The following is a 20,513-nucleotide window of genomic DNA, read 5'->3' as shown; positions in this document are numbered from 1 at the left end:
GGGCGGGAGGGCGCCTTCGACAGACTGGCGAGCGTAGGGATCGTCGCGGGCGCGCTGTTCGCGCTGACCATGGTGGTTTGCGTGCTGACATCAGGCCCCATTGCCGATCGGCGCGAATGGGCAGCGCAGGACGCGATTTCGGTGCCGCTGCGCAATCGGCTGGTGCTGGGCATGGGGCTGCTGGCGCTGATAACCGGCTTTGCAGTGCCAACTTTCGGGCGGATGATCCTGTACATCGCCACTTACGTGGTCGACCGGCCCGACCTTGTCGCCACGCTGCTGCTGGCATTGACGGCAGGGCAGTTCCTGGGCGTGCTGGCGTGGACTTCGCTGACCAGCCGGTTCGACAAGAGCCGGCTGCTGGCGATGGGCCACGGCGTCAGTGCGGCGGGCATAGCGGCGTTCGCACTGTGCCTGCGCTGGCCCGGCGCCCTGCCGTTTTGTGCAGGGCTGATCGGCTTCGGTTTTGCCAGCGTCTATATGCTGCCATGGGGCCTGCTGGCGGACAGCGTGGATTTCGTGACGCTGCGCCACGGGCGGCGACTGGAGACGGGCCTTTTCGCCTTCTACCTCGTCGCCGTGAAGGCGAGCGGCGCGGCGGCGACTGCACTGATCGGCTGGTCGCTGGGCTGGCTTGGCTATGTGCCGGGCACGGACCAGACGGCGCTGGTCGATACGGGAATGCTCGCACTTGGGCTGGGGCTGCCGATTGCCGGGTGCCTCGCCGCCGTGGTCCTGCTGCGCCGCTTCGACATCGGCCACGCGCGCCATGCCCGCGTGCTCGCCGCGCTTTCACGCAGGAGCACGCGGAAGGTCGCTCAGTCCGGCGCGGAGCCGGTTTCCGGGTTGAACTTCGGGTTGGCGAAGTCGATCGGCGAGGGCACGACCTTGGCCGGCGGCGATGCGCTTTCGGCCCAGGCGCGGCAGAGCATGTCGCGCAGCATCGCCGCGCCTGCCGTAGTGCGTTCGTAGACCATCGCGCGCACGTCCTTGTCGGTGAACTTGGCGAAACCGTCGCGCTTTTCCAGCTTGTAGACCGCCTCCATCTTGTCGCCCGAATGGTCGAGATAGGCCAGCACGGCGTCGAACATGTCGCCCTCGATATGGCCGGGCGCGGGGATGCGCGGGGCGATGTCCGCCACGGTCAGGCCGATGCCGTCGACGAACTTGCTCTCGAAGCGGCCGTGGACGGTGCGGTCGGTGGTGTAGCCGTGCGGATTGGCGCCGCGCCAGCCATCGCTATTGACCGAATCGTGCATCGGATTGGCGCCGTCGCCGATGTAGTGGCCCATGCGGAACACGTCGAAGGCGCAGTTCTGTTCGGCCACCGAGGCGTCCGTCGCCGCTGCCTGCGCCGCGCGGACCTGCCGCATGCACACCACGATGCGGTCGTATGCCTCGATCGCAGCATAGGGCAGGGTGCCGGTCCAGCGCACGTTGGTGCGCGCGGCGGCGCTTGGGTCGCTGTCCTTGATCTTCTCGTACTGCTTGTAGAGCGCGATCACGAATTCGTAGCGCGAGCGCGGGATCGGCTTCACGAACGTGAACTGCTCGCGGAACCAGCCGTGGTTGGGGTCTTCCTCGATCTTGGAGAAGTTTTCGGAATCGCCGCGCCATGCGTCCGGCTGGGTGGCCGAGGCGGCGATATAGTCCTTGTACTTGCGCAGGAACACCGGGCCATCGGCGGGGATCGCGTCGATCGCAGCGCGGTCGATCACGGCATGAGCGGTTTGGCCCCACGCGAATGCGGCGGTGGGGGCGAGCGCAAGGGCGCTGACGGTTGCGAGGGTGAACAGGGCGCGCATCGGGGTCTCCGGAGTCAGGGGTCGAGCGGGTCGCGCGGGTCGACGCGGGCCGAGAGGGGAGAGGGGCGGAATTCCAGCTCCGTGGGGGACAGGCGCTGGCCGATCTTGCCCGGCTCGTAGCCGAGTTCGGTCAGGTTGCGCCGGACGAACTGGGGGCTTGAGATGGTGGCGCTCTGCCCCGGATTGCACACGATCAGCGTGTCCTTGGCCAGCGGAGCGCCCATCGCCATCAGCAGGCGCGAGGCATTGCGCAAGTTGGTGGTGGTGTGGCGGGCGTAAGGCTCGATCAGGATGGCATCGGCGGGCACGCCGTAGCGCTCGATCAGGGCCTTGCGCATCTCCACCGCCTCGGTGAAGCGCGTGGCGCGCGGGTGCGCGCGGCCTCCGGTGACGATGATGAAGGGCGCATCCCCGCTCGCGAAACGGTTCGCGGCGAGGCGCAGGTGGTACTTGCCGAAGGGGCTGAGCGCCATGCTTTCCACGTCGGGGCCGACCCCGGTGACGATCATCGCGCTGTAGCGCCAGCGCTTCCAGTCGAGCGATTTTGCGCGCTTGATGGCGGGGGCGTTCAGGCCCCCGGTCAGCGGTTCGAAGCCGATCGCGTCGGTGCGGTCGCTGCCGTCGAGCAGGGCAAGGGCAAAGTCCGCGCTGGGGTCTAGCCCTTGCGCGGAATTGCCGCGCGGGGTCTGCGACAGCCACACGGCGGCCTGCAGGCGCGACTGGGTCTCCTGCGGATCGACCATGCCGGCGCCGTCGATCTGGGGGTAACCGGCGGGCTGGCCCAGGCCATACGTGCGCACCACGGTGTTGATGCCTTCGATCTCGCGGCGGGCCTGTGCGGCGGCGCCGTCATCCGCAGTCGAGGCCGAGGCAGGCACTGCATCGGCCAAAGCCTTGGCCTCATCCGGTGTCCAGACCAACGCCTGCGCGGTGCAGACGAGGTTCTGCGCGCAGGCCTCGCGCCGCGCGGCGCGGGCCTGCAGCATGGTCGCCACTTCCGGCCGCGCCTTGAGCGCTTCCAGAGCGGCAGGATTGCGGCCCAGCGTGTCCAGCAGCGGGAACAGTCGCCCCGACAGGCTTTCCGTCACGGTGTCCCTTTCGGCCCCGGCAAAAGCCGGGACCGACGTGAGGGAAAGCGCTCCCACTGCGAAGATCGACGCTGCGATGCGCGCTGGGGCCCTCATCACCAGGACTTGCCGATGACGAGGCGGAAGTTGCGGCCGAAGATCGGACGGCCGTAGATCGCCTCGGCGCTGCCCTGGCCGCTCAGCGAGTCGGTGCGGGTATTGCCTTCGGTCAGGCCATGGGCGTTGAACAGGTTATCGCCCACCACCTGAAGCTGCCAGGTGCCGTGGCGCAGCGTCACACCCGCGCCGACGGTGCCGTAGGAAGGCAGCGCGGTGTTGTTGTAGAGGTCGACGAAGCGCTTGCCCATGTAGGTGTAGCGGCCATAGATCGACACGTCGGTCCCGTTCGTGGTGAAGTCGAAGCTGGGGCGGATGTTGCCGTAGACCTTGGGCTGGCGGACGATCTGATTGCCTTCCACCTGTTCCGGGTCGGCGCCGGTGGAACTGGCGAAGTTCTTGTACTTGGGATCGCTGACAGTCAGCGCGCCGTTCAGCGTAAACCACGGCGTTACCGACCATGCACCGTCGAACTCGATACCCTTTACCTTGGCTTCGCCGATGAAGGGGATGTTCACGTCGTTGCGGCCCGTGGTCGGGTCGAACGCCAGGAACGAGGCGTTGAGCGGGTCGAAGTTGGTGTAGAATCCCGTCACGTAAAGGTACGAGCGGCCCGAGGCCAGCTTGAGGCCCACTTCGAACTGGTCGGCCTTGGTGGTGATGATGGTCGGGTTGATGCTCATCACCGTCTGCACGCTGGGCGGCGTTTCAAGGTGCGAAGCGCGGCCGTAGACGCCGATGTGTGTGTTGAAGTCGTAGTTCGCGCCGACCGTCCAGTTGGTGGCCTTGGTCTTGAGTTTCTGGTTCAGGATCACGCCGGTGAAGGCGCGGGTGGTGTCGTCGGCCAGGGTGGTGGTGTCGCCCAGGTTGGCGGACTCGGTCAGCGCGGCCCAGCCCTTGTAGTTGTAGCGCTCGTGGCGGATGCCGGCGTCGATGCGCAGGCCGGGCACGATCTCCCAGGTGTCGTTGGCGTAGACGGCGTACATCTTCGCGTCCGAATCACCTTGGTTGAGCGTGGCGGCATAGTTCAGCACGCCGTTGTCGGTGACGGTGCCGATCGCGGTGCCGGCGGCGTTGTAGGCCACGAGATCCAGCGTGCGCGGCTGGCCGGCAACCTCGATCAGGTAGTTCTGGTAAAGCGTCTTGGTGCTCTCGCCGTAGAGGCTGCCGTAGAGGCCCAGCTTGATGTCGTGGCTGCCGAAGCCGGTCTCGAACTTCTTCGCGACCGAGAGGTTGGTCTGCGCCGAATAGAACTTCGAATGGATGTCGCGGTACTGGCCCTGCATGACGAGGCCCGAGGCGGCATAGGGATCATAGACGGTGTTGGTGCCGGCCAGCACGTAGCCGAAGTGATCGACGGTGCCGAAAGCGGCGTTCGCGCGGGTGCGGTAACCATCGGCGAAGGCGGCGGGATCGGCCGGGTTGGTGGTCGAATAGAACGCGTTGAAGTCCAGCTTGCCCTGCGTGTACCCGGCCTTGGCAGAAACCAGCCAGCCGTCGAAATCGCCTTCGTACTGCGCGCCGAAGTTCAGCATCTGCATGTGGCGGCCATCGGAAAGGTCGCTGTTGCGGCTCTGCATCTGGCCGTTGCCGTCCCGGTACTTCAGGTTGACGTTACGGAAGGCGGGCGAGTTCATCGTGCCTTCGAAATAGTCGATGTACTTGTTCAGCGATTCGCCGGTCAGCGGGTTTTTGGTCGGTATCGGCAGGTAGAAGGCGTTGTGATCGTTGACGTAGTTGACGTTCAGCTTGATGAAGCCGTTGTCCGTCTCATGCTTGATGTTGGCGCGGATCTGGCCGCCCTTGTCGTTGGCAAAGCCGTTGTCGCGGTAACCGTCGTGATAGCGCATGAAGCCGCCCACGGCGTAATAGGTCTTCTCGCCCAGCGCGCCGGCCTGGTAGGCGTCGAGGCGGTAAAGCCCGGTGTCGCCCAGCGTCACCTGCGCCTTGCCGCGCGTCACATCGCTGCCGGTTACGGTGATGGCGTTGATGATCGCGCCCGAATAGCTGGCATAGACAGGGGCCGGACCGCCGCGCACAACTTCGACGTGGTCGGTCATCAGATCCTGCTTGAGGATCGCGTCGCCGCGGAAGAACACGCCGTCGTTCTCGTGGAACAAGGGCAGGCCGTCCTGCTGGAAGCTGACGAAGCCGCCGTCGTTGGGCAGGCCGCGGATGCGGTAGATGTTCTGCACTTCGCCGCCGGTGATCTCGGTCTGGAAGCCGGGGAGCTGGCCGATGAGGTCGGCGAAGTTGACCGGCGCGATCTTCTCGAAATCTTCCTGCGACACGGTGTTGATCGCGTAGCTGGCCTCGAAGCGGCGCTGGGCGCGGGTCGAGCCGGTGACGATGATGTCGTCGCCCTGGGGTGCGCTTTCGGCCTCGGCGGCGGGAGCGGCACTTGCGCTCTGGGCATAGGCAGGCGCGATGGAAACGGTGCAGATCGCGGCAAGCGCGGTTCCGGTGGCGAGAACGGTTTTGAGCATGGGGCCCCTCATGAATATCGGTGCCGCCGTTCTGGCGACGGGGCCGCCTGTGGCCGCTCAATGTGACGTTTTTAATTATTGTTGTGAAAATAAATAATAGGTTCTAGCGGCGCGGCTCAGGAGGTCGGCCATGCAGATACCCGCATTCGACAAGGACCAGCGGCGGATCGTCCATGAACTGCGCAAGGCGGGGCCCTTGTCGCGTTCGGTGCTGGCGCAGCGGCTGGAGATCAGCGGGACGGCGCTGACCCGCATCTCGCGCGATATGCTGACGCTGGGCATTGTCGAGGAAGTTTCCGACATCGAAGTGCAGGGGCGAGGGCGTCCGGCGGTCCCGCTGCGGCTGGCCTCGAAGGGGGGCTATGCGGTCGGCGCGACGGCGCACAAGGGGGTGCTCGACATCGCGCTGGTGGACTTCGCCGGGGCTACGATTGCGACGCACCATGAGGCGATTGCGCCGATCGACCCGGTCGAATTCGCGCGCAAGGTGCGCTCCGTCACGCACGATCTGGTGGACCGGCACCACCTGCTCGGACGGCGAATGCTGGGGCTGGGCGTGGCGGTGCCGGGGCCTTCGCTCTCGCAGGGCAACGACCGCTGGAATGTCGTGGACGATATGCCCGGCTGGCGCGGCACGCCCCTGCGCGAGATTCTCAGTGCCGAACTTGGCTGGCCGCTGTGGATCGAGAACGACGCCAATGTCGCCGCCATCGCCGAGTTCTATCTGGGCGGGCTGATGCGCGATTTCTCGACCGTGGTGGTGGTGCTGCTGGGGTACGGCATCGGCGCGGGGGTGATCGTCGACGGCCGACTGGTGCGCGGGCAGTTCGGCGTCGCGGGGGAGGTGGGCTGCCTGTTCCCGGGCGACCGGCCGAGGCCAAGCCCGCTGGACTTGCTCTCCACCTTGCGGGTGAGCGGGTGCGACGTGTCTTCCGTGGCGGAAATAGACCCGGCCGCCGCCCGCCAGCGCCCCGTTGTAGACGCCTGGATGGACCGCGCCGCTCGCCAGCTCGAAGTGGTGAGCAACACCGCCTTCGCCTGGCTGGACCCCGGCGCGATCGTGCTGGCGGGGGCCTTGCCGGGCGAGATCCTGCAGGGCCTTGCAGACCGGCTGCACCGCGCGGATCTGGTCACCACCGTCAACGACCGGCGCCCTCCGGTGCAGGTGTCGAACGTGCATGGCTCGCCGATCACGCTGGGCGCGGCGCTGCTGCCGATCCATGCCTTGTCGGCCGCTTAGGTCAAATTCTCCCGGAACCGGGGAGGGGGAGGAAGGCCTCCCCTTTGCAGCGCAATCGCGCTATGGGCGCGCCATGCATGACCCAGTTCGCGTGGCCGCCCTGTACCGCTTCACCCGCTTCGAGGACTGCGCTGCCCTGCGCGGTCCCCTCGAAAGCCTGTGCCGCGAACAGGCCGTTCGCGGCACGTTGCTGCTCGCCCACGAAGGCATCAACGGCACCATCGCCGGCACCCCCGAGGGCATCGACGCGGTGCTGGCCCATATCCGCACCCTGCCGGACTGCGCCGACCTCGACGTCAAGCTTTCGGGCGCGGAGACGATGCCGTTCCACCGCATGAAAGTGCGCCTCAAGCGCGAGATCGTGACGATGGGCGAGCCGGATATCGACCCGCTGGCAGTCGTTGGCACCTATGTCGAGCCGCAGGACTGGAACGCCCTGATCGCCGATCCCGACACCATCGTGATCGACACCCGCAACGACTACGAAGTGGCGGTAGGCACGTTCGAAGGCGCGATCGACCCCAAGACCGCCACCTTCCGCGATTTTCCCGAGTGGTTCCGCTCCGAACGCGAGCGGCTGCTGGGAGAGGGGAAGCCGCCCAAGGTGGCGATGTTCTGCACCGGCGGCATCCGCTGCGAAAAATCGACCGCTTTCCTCAAGCAGGAGGGCGTGGAGGACGTCTATCACCTCAAGGGCGGCATCCTGAAGTATCTGGAGACGGTGCCCGAGGAAGACAGCCTGTGGCGCGGCGAATGTTTCGTGTTCGACCAGCGGGTGACCATCGGCCACGGGCTGACGCTGGGCAGCTATGCCCTGTGCCACGCCTGCCGCCGCCCGGTGAACGCCGAGGATCAGGCCTCGCCGCTGTTCGAGGAAGGGGTAAGCTGCCCCGCCTGCCACGCCGAGCGCAGCGACGAACAGCGGGCCTCCTACCGCGAACGCCACCGCCAGGAAGCCCTCGCCGCGATGCGCGGGGTTGCCCACGTGGGCGCGGTGCGCGGCGTTGATTGAGCCGATCCTCTACAGCTTTCGCCGCTGCCCTTATGCTATGCGGGCGCGGCTGGCGGTGATGGTCAGCGCGTCGCGGTGCGAATTGCGCGAGATCAAGCTATCGGCCAAGCCCGCCGCGATGCTGGAGGCCTCGCCCAAGGGGACGGTGCCGGTGCTGGTGCTGCCCGGCGGCGCGGTGATCGAGCAGAGCATCGACATCATGCGCTGGGCGCTTGCCCGCAATGATCCCGAAGGCTGGTTGTCGCGAGACGATGCCGCGCTGATCGCCGCCAACGACGGCCCGTTCAAGCACGAACTCGACCGCTACAAATACCCCGAGCGCCACGAGGGCGATGTCGCCCACCACCGCGAAAGCGGCGCGGCGTTCCTGCGCGAACTCGATACGCGGCTGGCCGATTCGCCCCAGCTTTGCGGCGATGCGCGCGGCATCACCGATGCGGCGATCATGCCTTTCGTGCGCCAGTTCGCCGCCGTCGATCAGGGCTGGTTCGACGCGCAGCCGCTGGCGCATCTGCAGGCATGGCTGGCAGGGCACCTTGCGTCGGACCTGTTCGCCGCGATCATGGTGCGCCCCGCGCCGTGGTCGCCGGGAGACGCACCGCTGGCGTTCGCCGGCTGAGCACCCCGCCGCGCGGCGCTGGACTGGCGGGCGCTGCGCGATATGGATAACGCCATGACGACCCCCAATGATCGCAGCAGCGCCCGGCCAGCGCAGGACAATTCCTCCATCGTCGATGCCGCGCGCAAGGTCGTGGCGACAAAGGGCCTGTCGGGGATGAGCCTGCGCACCGTCGCCGAAGAGGCCGGGACTTCGGTGGGTTCGATCAGCTACCGCATCGGCGACCGCGCCGCGCTGATCGCCGCGATCCTCGACCGCGAGATCGAGCTTATGGCGGCAACCTGTGCGCAGTGGCGCGAGCGGCTGGGCACGCTCGATCCGGTGGCGACCGGCATTCTGCCCGATCTGGTCTGCGAATGGCTGGATGAAGGCGCGGGCGCACGGCGCGTCTCGGCCGTCGTTACTTGCGAACTGGCCCTGTTCGCCAGCCGCGATCCTGCCGCATTGCCGGGGATGGCAGCCTTGCTGGGCGAAGGCGAAGCACTGTGGCGGGACTTGCTTCGCGCCTCGCCGAAAGCAGGGCCATTGGCGCTGTTCATCGCCAGCTACTGCCTCGACGAACAGCCGTTCTCTATCCTTCTGGCGGGTGAGACCGACTACCGGCTGCTGCGCCATTCGACCGTGCGGGGTATGCTGCGCGAATTGGGGCAGGGTCAGGAAGGGCAGGCCAACGCCAGCGCATGGCACATGTCGCTGGTAGACCGGCTGGCGGTGCCCGCCGGTCCCGCGCACGATGCGACTGCGAAAGTGCCCGAAGGCAACAAGGCGGTGCTGGCGGATCATATCGCCGACCTCATTTCCAGCCAGGGTGTCGGCGCCCTGTCGCACCGCGCTGTCGCGCAGGCTTCGGGCACGGCGACCTCCAGCGTCGCGCACCATTTTCCCGCGCACCGCGACATTCTCTTCGCCGGTGTCGAGACGCTCTATCGCCGGATGCGCAGCGAAATCCGGTCCACCAAAGCGGCGACGCCCGCCCATGCGGAAATCGTGCGGCTGACCCACGAGTGCGCGCTGACGGCGCTGGCAGATCCGGCGTTCCGGCCTTTCGCGATCGATATGCGCCGCCGCCGTGCCGAAAATGTTCACGCCCAGTTCGCGGAGTGGCTGGGTATTCCGGCCGGTTCCGACCGGGCGCGGGTGCAGGCCGCAGTCATGGCATCGATCGGCGCGCGGCTGCGCGCCATGGCGACACAAAGCAGCCCGCAGACCGGGCTGGACGTCGTTCGCTCTTTTCGGGAATGACGGTACGTATGTTTTGAAACTGCCTTAATAGGTGAGTTAAAGAACAGCACTTGTGTCCTGAAAGAGTCATGAATCGTCTCTAGAGGCGCGCCCTGAAGACCACGGTCAACAGGACGGAACTCACATGTCTGCTTTGAAGCGAAAGCGCTCTTTCCACCTTCTCTCGACGATTCTGGCGGGCGCGCTGGCGCCGTGCTGGGCCGTGGCTGCCCATGCCGAAAGCGCCGCTGCGGCCGATGATGCCGACGCCGATGCGCTCCCCGAAATCACCGTCACGGCAGAGCGCCGTGCGGAGAGCAGCCAGAAGGTGCCGTTGGCGATCCAGTCGCTGACCGGCGAGGAACTGGCGCGCACCGGCTACACTTCGGTCACCGACCTGCAGTACACGATGCCGGGCGTGCAATACGACCCGACACAGGGCGCCGCGTTCCAGATCCGCGGTGTGGGCAGCACTTCCTTCGACTTCTCCAATGCCAAGTCGGTCAGCGTCGTCGTCGACGATGTGGTGATGGACGGGCAGCGCGCCAACGGCCTCACCGGCCTGGTCGATATCGAGCGCGTCGACGTGCTGATGGGGCCGCAGGGCACGCTGTTCGGCAAGAACGCCACCTCGGGCGTGATCGCGGTGACCACCACCAGGCCCAAGATCGGCGAATGGTCCGCACGCGCTAGCGCCAGCTTCGGCGAGCATGACGAGCGTATTCTCAACGCCACCGTGAACGTGCCACTTGGCCCCATCGCGGCGCTGCGCGTTTCGGGTTTCGACCAGGCGTTCGACGGTTTCGGCCGCAATGTGACGCTGAACCGCAAGGTCGGCTCACAGCACGAATACGGCGGCCGCGCGCGGCTCTACCTCGAACCGTCGGACGGTTTCAACCTGACCCTTTCGGGCGACTACGCCTATCACTGGGACAGCAGCGTGCGCACGCCGGTTTCGGGCCAGTCCGCCGCCGTGACGGCGATCCTCAACGAACTGGGCGTCTATCCCGGCCCGAAAAGCGCCGACACTGCCGACAGCACGTTCGGCGAGATCAAGACGGAGGAGTGGGGCACCTCGCTTCGCGTCAACGCGAAGATCGGCGATCATGAACTGACCTCGGTCACTGCCTACCGCGTCACCGGATACGATAACTCGACCCCGGCCAGCCTCACGCCTTACGATCGCTATGCCTATATCCCGTTCAACCTGGGGCAGCTGGATACCGACAAGTTCAGCCAGGAAGTGCACATCGCCTCGCCCACCGGTGGCTTCGTGGAATACGTTGTCGGCGCGTTCTACAACCGCCTTCATGCGCGCCAGACGCAGTTGCAGTGGTCGACCGGCGGCCAGCCGCTTTACAATGCGGCCGGAACCCCGCTGCCGACACTGATCGCGCTGACCGGCGCCATTGGCGAGAACGGCAATGCCTCGCTGTTCGATTCCGTCAACGAGACGATGGCGGCGTTCGGGCAGCTGAAGTTCAACTTCACCCCGCGCCTCAGCCTGTCGCTGGGCGGGCGCTATACCCACGACAACAATTCGCAGAGCATCGATTACGTCACGATCAACCCCGTGGCGATTGCCGGCTACACCCCGAACTTCGTGGCATCGAGCGCGGCCCCGGCCTTCAACAATGGCCGCGTGAAGGGGAACAACTTCTCGTTCCGCATCGCCCCGCAGTTCCAGATGACCGACAACGTCATGCTCTATGCGACGTATTCCACCGGCTACAAGCCGGCCGGCATCGCCTTCGTCGGCAACAAGTACGCGCCTTATGAGGACGAGACGGTCAAGGCCTGGGAAGCGGGCATAAAATCCGAGTGGTTCGGCCGCCGCCTGCGCCTGAACGTCGATGTGTTCCGCTCCGACTTCAAGGACTTTCAGGCCACCATCCTGACCCAGATCCCCGATGGTTCGGGCGGCATGATCAATGCCACCGTCATCGGCAATGCCGGCGGTCTGCGCACGCAGGGCGTCGAGGGCAACCTGGTGGTCCAGCCGATGCGCGGCCTGCAACTCTCCGGCGCGGTGACCTATACCGACGCCAAGTTCACCGACTATGTCTATAACGCCGCGACCAACTACACCGGCAGCCGCCTGACCAATTCGCCGGAATGGTCGGGCACCGCCTCGGTCGATTACGATCATGAATTCGGCTCGGGCCTCGGCCTCAAGGCCCATGCCGACTACGCCTATCGCAGCGAGTACTGGACCGTTGTGGGCCAGCCGGCCTACTCGAACGTGGCGGGCTACGGCCTTGTCAACGGGCGGCTCAGCGTGACCTTGCCCAACCGCAATGTCGAAGTCGGCGTCTATGCCCGCAACCTGTTCGACAAGTACTTCTCCACCGGCTGGCAGCAGTACGGCCCGCTGGGCCTGCTGCACTACACCTCGCCCAATGCGCGGCGCACGGTCGGCGGTTTCGTCAACGTGAACTTCTGATCGTGCGGGCCGGACCGGATGCCCGGTTCGGCCCATCATCCCTTTCACGCATTTTACCGGAGACGTTCATGACCACGCGCCGCGCGCTTCTTGCAGGTGCTCCGACGGCCATTCTGGCGACCCAGTCGGTATTCGCTCCCTCGGCATTGGCTGCGGCGCTGGGGGATGCAGGGGGCGCGGGCGCCGATACCCATGCCCTTGAACAGATGATGGCGAAGACGCTGGCCGGTGAACTGGGCGACGCTGCCGTCGCCCGCCAGTTGGCCGCGCACATCACCGAGGCGGGTTTTCGCTGGGAATATCCCACGTTCCCCGTGCGCGAGGCGGACAGCGTCGTCGCCTATGCATTCGGCTACCGTTCGGCCACCGGCAAGGTGAACCCGAACACCGGCCTATCGGACGGCGCGGAGAAGCCGGAGCCGGGTCCGATCAACGCAATGTTGGCCGATGCCGTCCATGCGATTGCCAAAGTGCGGCCCGTGCGCATTTATGCGCAGTGGGAAATCGCGCAGGTGCTGACCGAGAAGCACGGCATGAAGGACATCGTGCCGATCCGCCCTTCCAAGGGGCCGGACGGCAAGACGATCTATCTGAGCACTGACGGCGTCGCCAAGGCCGTGATGGCCCATGCCGGATCGGCGCAGGCGCTGGGCAAGGTCGCGGTCGTCGGTCACCGCGATCATGTGAAGCGCTGCGTGCTGGTCTCCCGCGAAAACGGCATGGCCGCCGCAGTGGCGCGGGAAGTGCCGCTGCCCGTGCAATACGACCCCCAGTCTGCCCAGCCCTGGACCCGCCGCCGCGACGCCTACCTGCTGAGCGACCTCATCGCGCAGCTATCCATGACGCGCGGCCGGATACTTTCCGAACTGGCAGGGTAAGTCAGAATATGCCGGCGGCGGTGCGTGAACACCGCCGCCGTTCGTACTGCGGGTCAGAAGTCTGCCGTTGCCGAAATCCAGAGGCGGCGGCCTTCCTGGTTGATCGAATAGGCGGGCGTGAACACCGTGGCCGTGCCGCTGGCATAGGGCACATAGACGGCATAATCGGTGTCGAGCACGTTGTAGACCGTTGCGGCAAGGCGGAATGCCGGGCTGATCTGGTACGATCCGCCAAAGTGGAACACCTCATAGCTGCGGAAATCGCCCAGCGCGGTCTGCTGCACGTTGCTGCCACGGTAGCGACTGGAGCGGATCTCGGCGCGGGTCCACACGCTGGCCTTATCGCCCAGCTTCCAGCGCAGGTTGCCGTTCAGCATGTGCTTTGGCATGCCCACCAGCGGCAGGCCCTTTTCGGTGCCGCTGAGCTGCTCGGTCTCGGTATAGGTGTAGTTCACTGAGAGCGAGAGGGCAGGCGTGAACGCGAAGCGGCCCGCCGCTTCGACGCCGCGCGTGCGCGCCTTGTCGATGTTGACCGACTGGCTGAACAGCTCGGCATTGGGGAAGTTACCGACATTGAGGCAGCCTGCGGGCGGATTGCCCGCATAGCCCGCGAACGTGCAGTTCGGGATGCCGGTGCCTTGTGCGATCTTGTCGTCGAAGTCGTTGTTGAACAGGGTCACGTTGCCGCTGAACAGACCGTGGCTGTCGTAATAGACGCCCGCTTCGTAGCTTGTGCTGGTTTCCGGCGTTAGCCCCGGCGTTCCGATCTGCGGGACGCGGCCCTGGCTGCCAAAGCCGATGATGCCGCTGGCGATCTGCTCGACGCGCGGGGTCTTGAAGCCCCGGCTGACGCCGCCTTTCACGGTGAAGTCGCCCGTCACGTTCCACACCGCATAGGCGCGCGGCGACCACTTGGAACCGAAGGTCGAGTGATCGTCGTAGCGCGCGCCGCCGGTCAGGTTGAAGCCGTCGATCACGGTGAGGGTGGCTTCGGCGAAGCCGGCCCACTGGGTGAACTTGAAGGGCGCCGGCGCGACGCCGTCGATCATGCGGGCCTTCCAGTACTGGCCGCCCACGGTGAAGGCGACGGGGCCTGCCTTGCCGGCAAAGCGCGAATCGATGATGTCGTTACGCGCTTCCAGGTTGCGGCTGCTGCCCGGCGTGGCGCCCGGCGTGCCGTTGGGGATCAGGCGGCCGATCGTTTCGGTATCGTTGCGGGTCAGGGTGGTGTCGAGTTGGCCGAAGTCGCCCATGCGCCAGGTATGGGCGGCGACGTAGTTGGTGCGGTTGAACTTCTGGCGCTGTGCATAGCCACCCGAACCCAGCGTGCCGAGGCGGCCCTCGGAGTTGTCGTAGGACTGCTCGTTGCGGTCGAACTCGATCCACAGGTCATGATCGGCGTGCGGGGTGATGCTCAGGCGGCCGCCATAAGTGTAGACGTCGGACTGGACCGGGTTGCGGCCCAGCGTCAGCGCCGGATCGCCGGGAATCTCGATGTTCGAGCCTTCGCGGTGGAACACGCTGCCGCGCAGCGTCAGGCCGACAAGGTCCTTGACCAGCGGCCCCTGCGCGAAGCCGTTGAGCGACTGGATGTTGCCGAAACGGTCATCGCCCTGGATCGTGCTTTCGGCAGAGGCGGTGCCGACCCAGCGGCTGCCCACCTTGCGGGTGATGATGTTGACGACGCCGCCCATCGCATCCGAACCGTAGAGCGTTGACATCGGCCCGCGCACCACTTCGATCTGCTCGATCGCGGAGAAGGGCGGCATGAAGCTGGTGGAGGTTTCGCCGAAGCCGTTGGGCGTGACGCCGCCGGGCGCATTCTGGCGGCGGCCGTCGATCAGCACCAACGTGTAGTCGCTGGGCATGCCGCGGATCGAGATGTTGAGGCCGCCGGTCTTGCCCGCTTCGCCGCCGACGTCGATGCCCTGCACGTCGCCCAGTGCCTCTGCCAGGCTGCCGAAGCGCTTGTCCTGCAGTTCGGCGCGGTCGATCACGGTAATGCTGGCGGGGGCCTCTACGATATCCTGCTTATAGCCCGCAGCGGTGACGACGATGGCCGAACCACCTTCTTCGCTGGCGGCTTCATCTGCCAGAGCAGGCAAGGCGAGCAGCGACAATGCGATGGCGCTGGCGCCGACCGCGAACCGGGCAGGGCTGCGGGCAAGACGGTGGGCAGGGTGACAGGTTGATTTGGACACGTTGAATTCCCCCGAATAAGCAAACCTTTGCGAGTGACTCGCATTTGCACGAGGGCCAGTGAGTTCGCGGTGCAGGGGTGTCAATCGCATGACGGCCGTAAAACCGCCCCGGAAATGCAATATAACGGGCGGCAATATTTGGTGCAGCAGAGCGCAATGTTGATGCAACAAAGCATTGCCGATGAGCATCATTCACAAGGCTGAGGTCAACTTGTGTGCGGGGAATCAGCCTTCGCAACCGGGCTGGCGCCTTCCCGCCGTGCAGTAACAAATTTCCGCGACCAGCATTGCAACGCATTCGCAATAGCAATATGTGCAGCGCACAATGGGCGGCCCTTCAAGGGTCGTCCGCACCCGCACCCGTATCGGCTGTGCGCCTTCCTGCCACTTCGGCGTCGAACGTTATTGCAGCAGAGATTTGATGACACGGCAGATACTCTTCCAGGTTCACTGGTTCCTCGGGATCACTGCGGGGCTCGTGCTGGCGCTGATGGGCGTCACCGGCGCGATGATGAGCTTCGAGCACGAGATCATGGCCGCGATCAGCCCGGGCGTGGTCACGGTGGCCCCGTCCTCGGCGCCGCGTCTCTCGCCGGACGAACTGATCGCCCGCGCCTCGGCGCAGCGCGGCGGCCTCAAGGTGAGCAGCCTGCTGATGGAGGGTGAGCCGGGCCATGCGCCCAGCCTCTCTTTCGAACCCGAGCCTGGCAAGAAGGGCAGGGGGCAGGGCAGCTACATCGATCCCTATACCGGCAAACTGCTGGGCGAAGCGCGCGGGCAGGCGGTCTTCCGCTTCGTGAGGACGCTGCACCGCTGGCTGGCACTGCCGGGCGGAGGCAACGGCATCGGCCGCCAGATCACCGGCTTTTCCGCGATCGCCCTGGTCTATTTCGCGCTTTCGGGGCTTTATTTGCGCTGGCCGCGCAAGCCGCTGGACTGGCGCGCGTGGCTGGTGCTGGACTTTCGGATGTCGGGCCGCAACTTCTACCGCGCTCTCCATGCGGTGATCGGCGGCTGGGTGCTGATCGTCTACCTGCTCAGCGCGCTGACGGGCCTATGGTGGTCCTACGACTGGTATCGGCAGGGTGTGCTCTACGCGCTGACCGGCGAAGGCGCGCGCGAGGAAAAGCACGAGGACGAGACATCAGCCGAAGGCAGCCAGCCCGCGCTGGCTCCGGCATGGCGCAGCTTCCTGAAGGTGAGCGACGGGCGTTTCGAGAACGTGCGCATCGCCATCCCGCAGGGCGACAAGCCGGTGACGTTCCGCGCCCTGCAGCCCGGCGCCCGCCATGAGCGGATGATCGACGAATACCGCATGGACAGCGTAACCGGCGCAGTCGTGAAGACGGACCTCTATGCCCAGCGCTCGCTGGGCAAGACGATCACCACCAGCATGTACGAGATCCACCGCGGCGCCTTCTTCGGCATGGTCGGGCGGATCGTGCTGCTGCTCACCAGCCTGACGATGCCGCTGTTCACGATCACCGGGTTTCTTCTCTACTTCGCCCGGCGCCGCAAGAAGAAGGCCCTGCGCGAACTTGACGTAGCAATGCTGAAAGATGGGGCGGCAGCGCCCGGAGGGTCGTCCGACACGATCATCGTCCACGCAAGCCAGACCGGCGGAGCGATCCGCATGGCGCGCCTCACCGCTGCTGCGTTCGGCAATGCGCCCGTAGTGGCGCTCTCCCAACTGGACCCGGCGCAGTTGACCGGCGCGAAGCGTGCGCTCTTCGTCATCAGCACTTACGGCGAAGGCGAACCGCCGGACACCGCGCGCGGCTTTGCGCAACGAACGATGACGGCGCCCGCCCCGCTCGCGCATCTGGATTATGCGGTGCTGGCGCTGGGTGACCGCGAATATCCCGATTTCTGCGCCTTCGGCCATGCGGTCGACCACTGGCTCCATGCCGGTGGCGGCCAGCGAATGTTCGACACGGTCGAGATGGACGGCGACGACGGCGATGCCCAGCGCCAGTGGCAGCAGCAGATCGTCGCCATCGGCGCGCGCAGCGACCTGCCCGACTGGGAGCCGCCCGCCTATGGCCGCTGGCGCCTGGCAGAGCGGCGCCATCTGAACCCCGGCAGCCAGGGCGGTGCGGCCTTCCACATCGCGCTGGAACCGCTGGACGAACCGGGCTCAGACGGCGAGCATGATTGGCAGGCGGGTGACATCGCCGAAGTCGCGCCGCGTCATGACCCCGCGCGGATCAACGGATGGCTGGCGGAAGCGGGCCTTGCGGGCGGCACCGAGATCGACGGCATGACGCTGGCCCAGCACCTGTCGAATGCGATCCTGCCCGAACCGGGCGCGGGCCTTCCCGCCGATCCCGAAACGCTCGTCCGCGCGCTGCGACCTTTGCCGCACCGCGAATATTCGATTGCCTCGATCCCGGCGAACGGGCGGGTCCACCTGCTGGTGCGGCAGGTCCATGACGAGAACGGCGGCCTTGGCCTCGGCTCGGGCTGGTTGACCAGCCTTGCGCCGATCGGCGGCGAGATCGCCATGCGTCTGCGTGCCAACGCCAATTTCCGTCCGCCCGAAACGCCCGGTCCGATGATCCTGATCGGCAACGGCACCGGCCTTGGCGGACTGCTCGCTCACCTGCGCCAGCGTGCGATGACGGAGGAAGGCCCCAACTGGCTGCTGTTCGGAGAGCGCAGCGAAGCGCTCGATGCGTTCCACGACGAGGAACTTCAGACTCTGCGCGCAGCGGGCGTACTGAACCGTCTCGATCGCACCTGGTCGCGTGACGGCGACGAGCGCCGCTATGTACAGGCCGCCGTCGCGGAAGCCGGCGCGGATATCGAACGCTGGGTGGACGACGGCGCCGCGATCTTCGTATGCGGCAGCATCGAGGGCATGGCGCCCGCCGTCGACGCCGCGTTGCGCAGCGCGCTCGGCGACGACCGGGTGGAAGCCATGGTCGAGGAAGGGCGTTACCGCCGCGATATCTACTAGGGCCGGGAAGCGATCATTCGCGTTTGCGCCGGGAATTTCAACTATCGCAATGCGGGCATGGCCGCTTGCAGGCGCAGTATTGCTGCTTCGGAGCGACTGGAAGTGTGGGAACGTGCCCTTGCCCACTCCCACCGCTCATGCTGAGCTTGTCGAAGCACAGGGAGGCGCGCGCCACGTCCGGGGCCTTCGACAAGCTCAGGCTGAGCGGGGTTGAAGGGACTGATTTTGGTGGGAAGCTGCCATTGATGCCGGAGGACGTTCGTGTAGCTTGAGCATATGACTGAAGCCCTCTTCATATTTTCTGCAAAAAGCTGTTGCGACGGAGGCCACCCGCTGCCGTCCGGGCGCGCGACACGCACTGATGCTCTATGGCAGAGGGTCAGTAATAGAAACGGCCCGGTCAGCTGCCGTAGCCGGGGCTGAAGATGGAGGATGGAACTTCGTCGAGATTGAACGGCAGAAGGAACTCGACGCTGACCTCTCAGCCATCGAAGACGAAACTCTAAGATCGGCGGCGCAAGATGCGGCGCGTCTGGGCCATTCTATGATCGTTTACCGGGACGAGTTGCCTCTAAACGGGTAAGTCTTCGTTGCCCGCTACGGGACGCGTACCGACAGGTCGCTCTCGGCTAAAAATGGTGGAAACAGGACTAAAACGGCTTGGGCGACCCTCGCTTCAACGCGGACCAGCAAACGAGCGCGGTTCCTAAAAGCACCAAACCGAGCGCTATTTGACCGAGCATCGCAGCATTGCCGGTCAGAGATATGGCACAATCGAAGACGCAGGCGGGAGGTCCGTTTGGATCGTTCTGCCTGCGCGCGTTTTCGGCGATCCAATTCAGCGCCGTGAGGTTGTTTACGTGTTCGCGGACGAGGAAACCAGCAACCTGAAGAACAACGCCAAGCCATAAACGCCAATGGACCACTTGCTCGATACTCGCTCTGTCGCCGCTATCATCCCGCTTTAGACTTTCGGACGCAATGACTGCAGCGGGGCGTGTGCAGACAGGCCGCTTTCGTCTAAAAATGGTGGTAAGCGGACCTACAATGGGATTACGTTGACCCTCCGGCAAATCGATGTAGGCCCAATTTCACGAAAATACATTAGCCCTTTCAAAGTAAATACTTTGACGGCTCGGTTCAATTTTTCGCTATGTCCAGATGTAACAAGTGCGTCATTTTCAATTTTAAAGCGACCAAGATCAATATATCCCTCATGTACAACTTGATGTTCGCCGGATGAAAAAAACATTTCTCCCCAAAGGGCTGACGGAATGGCGCCGTCCAATACACTATCTAATCTAACATTTGAGAATAAATCTCGCAATTCACGGCTGTTCATGTAATGTACCGAACTTAAATCTTTTTCGCTCGGGCAACCATGTGCGTAAGTTGCTTCTGAACCCATGATGCCTACGCAAGTAAGCAATCCTATCAAGAAATTATTTATCCAAGAGATAGGGCGCATCATTTTCATAGTCCTTCGACCCTAATAAGCGCATGAGTAAAACAAGCGAATGCATGGGTGCAATGGGGCGATCCGGGTCATGAACTGGCATCGGTTGCGATCTCGCAATAGCCGCCCTCGGTTTGCCATCTGCCGCCGTGATCCAAGCAGGCGGCAACATCCAGCCAACCTCGAACCCACCGCCCTATGGCTGCGGAGATGAACGCGAAGATGATTGCGGCGGCGTAAAATCGGGACTTCATAAACGCAGTTTATCTGCGTCGGGGATGTCTGCAATGGGTGGCGGGGTCAACGGGTAACGGCGTTCGCAGTCACGGGACAAGTCGGCACTGGCGCGTGGATTACTCGATAACGACGGACGTTTCCGCCTTCACCCGGTCCAGCGCGACGAGGGTGCGGAAGCGCTCGGCCAGATCGCTGTCCGAAAACAGGCGGCGGGTCAGCGCTTCGTAGGCACGCATGTCGCGCGTGACGATGACCAGCACCATGCTCACCCCGCCGGTGACGTAGTAGCACTGCTGCACCTCGGGCGTTTCGCCGAACAGGCGCTTGGCCGCATCCACGGTGGCGGTGCGCTCGTCGCGCAGGTGGACCTCGACCACGGCGGTGATCGTCAGGCCCAGCGCATCGGGGTTCACCACCGCCACATTGCGGGCGATTATCCCGGCGTCCTCCATGGCCGCGATCCGGCGCTGTACGGCGGCGGCGGAGAGGTTCACGTGCTGCGCGATCGTGCGCTGCGGCGTCTTGTTGTCGCGCTGGAGCACGCGCAGGATCGCCTTGTCGAAAGCATCGGGAACGCGGGCGGGGGAGGAAGGTACTTTGGGCATCACCGAGTTTTTGTTGCATCGAGACGGCAAATCAAGAGCGCAATGCTTGCCCCGATGATGATAAAACCCGCAGCGAACCAGATTACGAGCATGAACCGATGACAGCCGCGTCCAGTAATTCCGTCCTGAACAGCAGACCCAAGGGTAACGGGGCGGCGGTCGGTATC

At 65.0% G+C, this 20,513-nt stretch carries 13 protein-coding genes and 1 pseudogene; 8 read left to right on the top strand and 6 right to left on the bottom strand.

The features are described 5' to 3' along the window. Positions 1 to 69 precede the first annotated feature (69 nt). Positions 70 to 744 (top strand): annotated as a pseudogene (locus GVL61_RS25185) (MFS transporter); the annotation flags it as partial. Between the two features lie 74 nt (positions 745 to 818). Here GVL61_RS25185 and GVL61_RS25180 read toward each other — a convergent pair. Genes GVL61_RS25180 through GVL61_RS23480 form a run of 3 tightly spaced genes read right to left on the bottom strand, consistent with a single transcriptional unit; the run spans position 819 to position 5,475 of the window. Next, the gene (locus GVL61_RS25180; RefSeq protein WP_235037874.1) at positions 819 to 1,805 is read right to left on the bottom strand and encodes a nuclease; all 987 of its coding nucleotides are present in this window, start codon (positions 1,803 to 1,805) and stop codon (positions 819 to 821) included. Positions 1,806 to 1,819: 14 nt separating this feature from the next. Further along, positions 1,820 to 2,989 (bottom strand): YdcF family protein, encoded by a 1,170-nt coding sequence (locus GVL61_RS23485; protein WP_159983555.1) that lies wholly within the window; start codon positions 2,987 to 2,989, stop codon positions 1,820 to 1,822. Further along, complete coding sequence (locus GVL61_RS23480; RefSeq protein WP_159983553.1) at positions 2,989 to 5,475, bottom strand: TonB-dependent receptor; 2,487 nt, start codon at positions 5,473 to 5,475, stop codon at positions 2,989 to 2,991. The genes GVL61_RS23485 and GVL61_RS23480 overlap by 1 nt, the downstream gene beginning before the upstream one ends. A gap of 130 nt (positions 5,476 to 5,605) precedes the next feature. Between GVL61_RS23480 and GVL61_RS23475 the strand changes: the two genes are divergently transcribed. From GVL61_RS23475 to GVL61_RS23450, 6 genes are all read left to right on the top strand, one after another. Then, positions 5,606 to 6,715 (top strand): ROK family transcriptional regulator, encoded by a 1,110-nt coding sequence (locus tag GVL61_RS23475; RefSeq protein WP_159983551.1) that lies wholly within the window; start codon positions 5,606 to 5,608, stop codon positions 6,713 to 6,715. 73 nt (positions 6,716 to 6,788) lie between these two features. Then, on the top strand, positions 6,789 to 7,727 hold the full coding sequence (locus GVL61_RS23470) for a rhodanese-related sulfurtransferase (protein ID WP_159983549.1): 939 nt from the start codon (positions 6,789 to 6,791) through the stop codon (positions 7,725 to 7,727). Continuing rightward, entirely contained in the window at positions 7,720 to 8,346 is a 627-nt protein-coding gene (locus GVL61_RS23465) for a glutathione S-transferase (RefSeq protein ID WP_159983547.1), read from the top strand. Before GVL61_RS23470 ends, GVL61_RS23465 begins: the two co-directional genes overlap by 8 nt. A 54-nt stretch (positions 8,347 to 8,400) precedes the next feature. Continuing rightward, positions 8,401 to 9,588: a TetR/AcrR family transcriptional regulator gene (locus tag GVL61_RS23460; protein WP_159983545.1), complete on the top strand. Its 1,188-nt coding sequence runs from the start codon at positions 8,401 to 8,403 to the stop codon at positions 9,586 to 9,588. Positions 9,589 to 9,712: 124 nt separating this feature from the next. Further along, the gene (locus GVL61_RS23455) at positions 9,713 to 12,010 is read left to right on the top strand and encodes a TonB-dependent receptor (RefSeq protein WP_159983543.1); all 2,298 of its coding nucleotides are present in this window, start codon (positions 9,713 to 9,715) and stop codon (positions 12,008 to 12,010) included. Between the two features lie 68 nt (positions 12,011 to 12,078). Then, complete coding sequence (locus GVL61_RS23450; RefSeq protein ID WP_159983541.1) at positions 12,079 to 12,888, top strand: hypothetical protein; 810 nt, start codon at positions 12,079 to 12,081, stop codon at positions 12,886 to 12,888. 53 nt (positions 12,889 to 12,941) lie between these two features. Here the strand turns inward: GVL61_RS23450 and GVL61_RS23445 are convergent, their stop codons facing one another. Next, a complete protein-coding gene (locus tag GVL61_RS23445) occupies positions 12,942 to 15,008 on the bottom strand; it encodes a TonB-dependent receptor (protein ID WP_235037875.1) in 2,067 nt (688 codons plus the stop codon). Between the two features lie 502 nt (positions 15,009 to 15,510). Between GVL61_RS23445 and GVL61_RS23440 the strand changes: the two genes are divergently transcribed. Then, complete coding sequence (locus tag GVL61_RS23440) at positions 15,511 to 18,048, top strand: sulfite reductase flavoprotein subunit alpha (protein WP_159983537.1); 2,538 nt, start codon at positions 15,511 to 15,513, stop codon at positions 18,046 to 18,048. 1,042 nt (positions 18,049 to 19,090) lie between these two features. On the opposite strand, the gene GVL61_RS23435 is transcribed toward GVL61_RS23440, so the two are convergent. Both GVL61_RS23435 and GVL61_RS23430 read right to left on the bottom strand, forming a co-directional pair. Further along, on the bottom strand, positions 19,091 to 19,519 hold the full coding sequence (locus GVL61_RS23435; protein ID WP_159983535.1) for a hypothetical protein: 429 nt from the start codon (positions 19,517 to 19,519) through the stop codon (positions 19,091 to 19,093). A 338-nt stretch (positions 19,520 to 19,857) separates the two neighbouring features. Then, positions 19,858 to 20,346: an Lrp/AsnC family transcriptional regulator gene (locus GVL61_RS23430; protein WP_159983533.1), complete on the bottom strand. Its 489-nt coding sequence runs from the start codon at positions 20,344 to 20,346 to the stop codon at positions 19,858 to 19,860. Positions 20,347 to 20,513: the final 167 nt, after the last annotated feature.

It is taken from the genome of Novosphingobium sp. 18050, assembly GCF_902706195.1.
In the GTDB taxonomy this organism is placed as follows: domain Bacteria; phylum Pseudomonadota; class Alphaproteobacteria; order Sphingomonadales; family Sphingomonadaceae; genus Novosphingobium.
The sequence above is the reverse complement of the archived record's forward strand: the minus strand, read 5'-3'. Positions and strand labels throughout refer to the sequence as shown.

Coding starts and splice junctions, on each gene's coding strand:
- GVL61_RS25180 (WP_235037874.1), bottom strand. CDS start 1,805: ATGCGCGCCCTGTTCACCCTCGCAACCGTCAGCGCCCTTGCGCTCGCC.
- GVL61_RS23485 (WP_159983555.1), bottom strand. CDS start 2,989: ATGAGGGCCCCAGCGCGCATCGCAGCGTCGATCTTCGCAGTGGGAGCG.
- GVL61_RS23480 (WP_159983553.1), bottom strand. CDS start 5,475: ATGCTCAAAACCGTTCTCGCCACCGGAACCGCGCTTGCCGCGATCTGC.
- GVL61_RS23475 (WP_159983551.1), top strand. CDS start 5,606: ATGCAGATACCCGCATTCGACAAGGACCAGCGGCGGATCGTCCATGAA.
- GVL61_RS23470 (WP_159983549.1), top strand. CDS start 6,789: ATGCATGACCCAGTTCGCGTGGCCGCCCTGTACCGCTTCACCCGCTTC.
- GVL61_RS23460 (WP_159983545.1), top strand. CDS start 8,401: ATGACGACCCCCAATGATCGCAGCAGCGCCCGGCCAGCGCAGGACAAT.
- GVL61_RS23455 (WP_159983543.1), top strand. CDS start 9,713: ATGTCTGCTTTGAAGCGAAAGCGCTCTTTCCACCTTCTCTCGACGATT.
- GVL61_RS23450 (WP_159983541.1), top strand. CDS start 12,079: ATGACCACGCGCCGCGCGCTTCTTGCAGGTGCTCCGACGGCCATTCTG.
- GVL61_RS23440 (WP_159983537.1), top strand. CDS start 15,511: ATGACACGGCAGATACTCTTCCAGGTTCACTGGTTCCTCGGGATCACT.
- GVL61_RS23435 (WP_159983535.1), bottom strand. CDS start 19,519: ATGATGCGCCCTATCTCTTGGATAAATAATTTCTTGATAGGATTGCTT.
- GVL61_RS23430 (WP_159983533.1), bottom strand. CDS start 20,346: ATGCCCAAAGTACCTTCCTCCCCCGCCCGCGTTCCCGATGCTTTCGAC.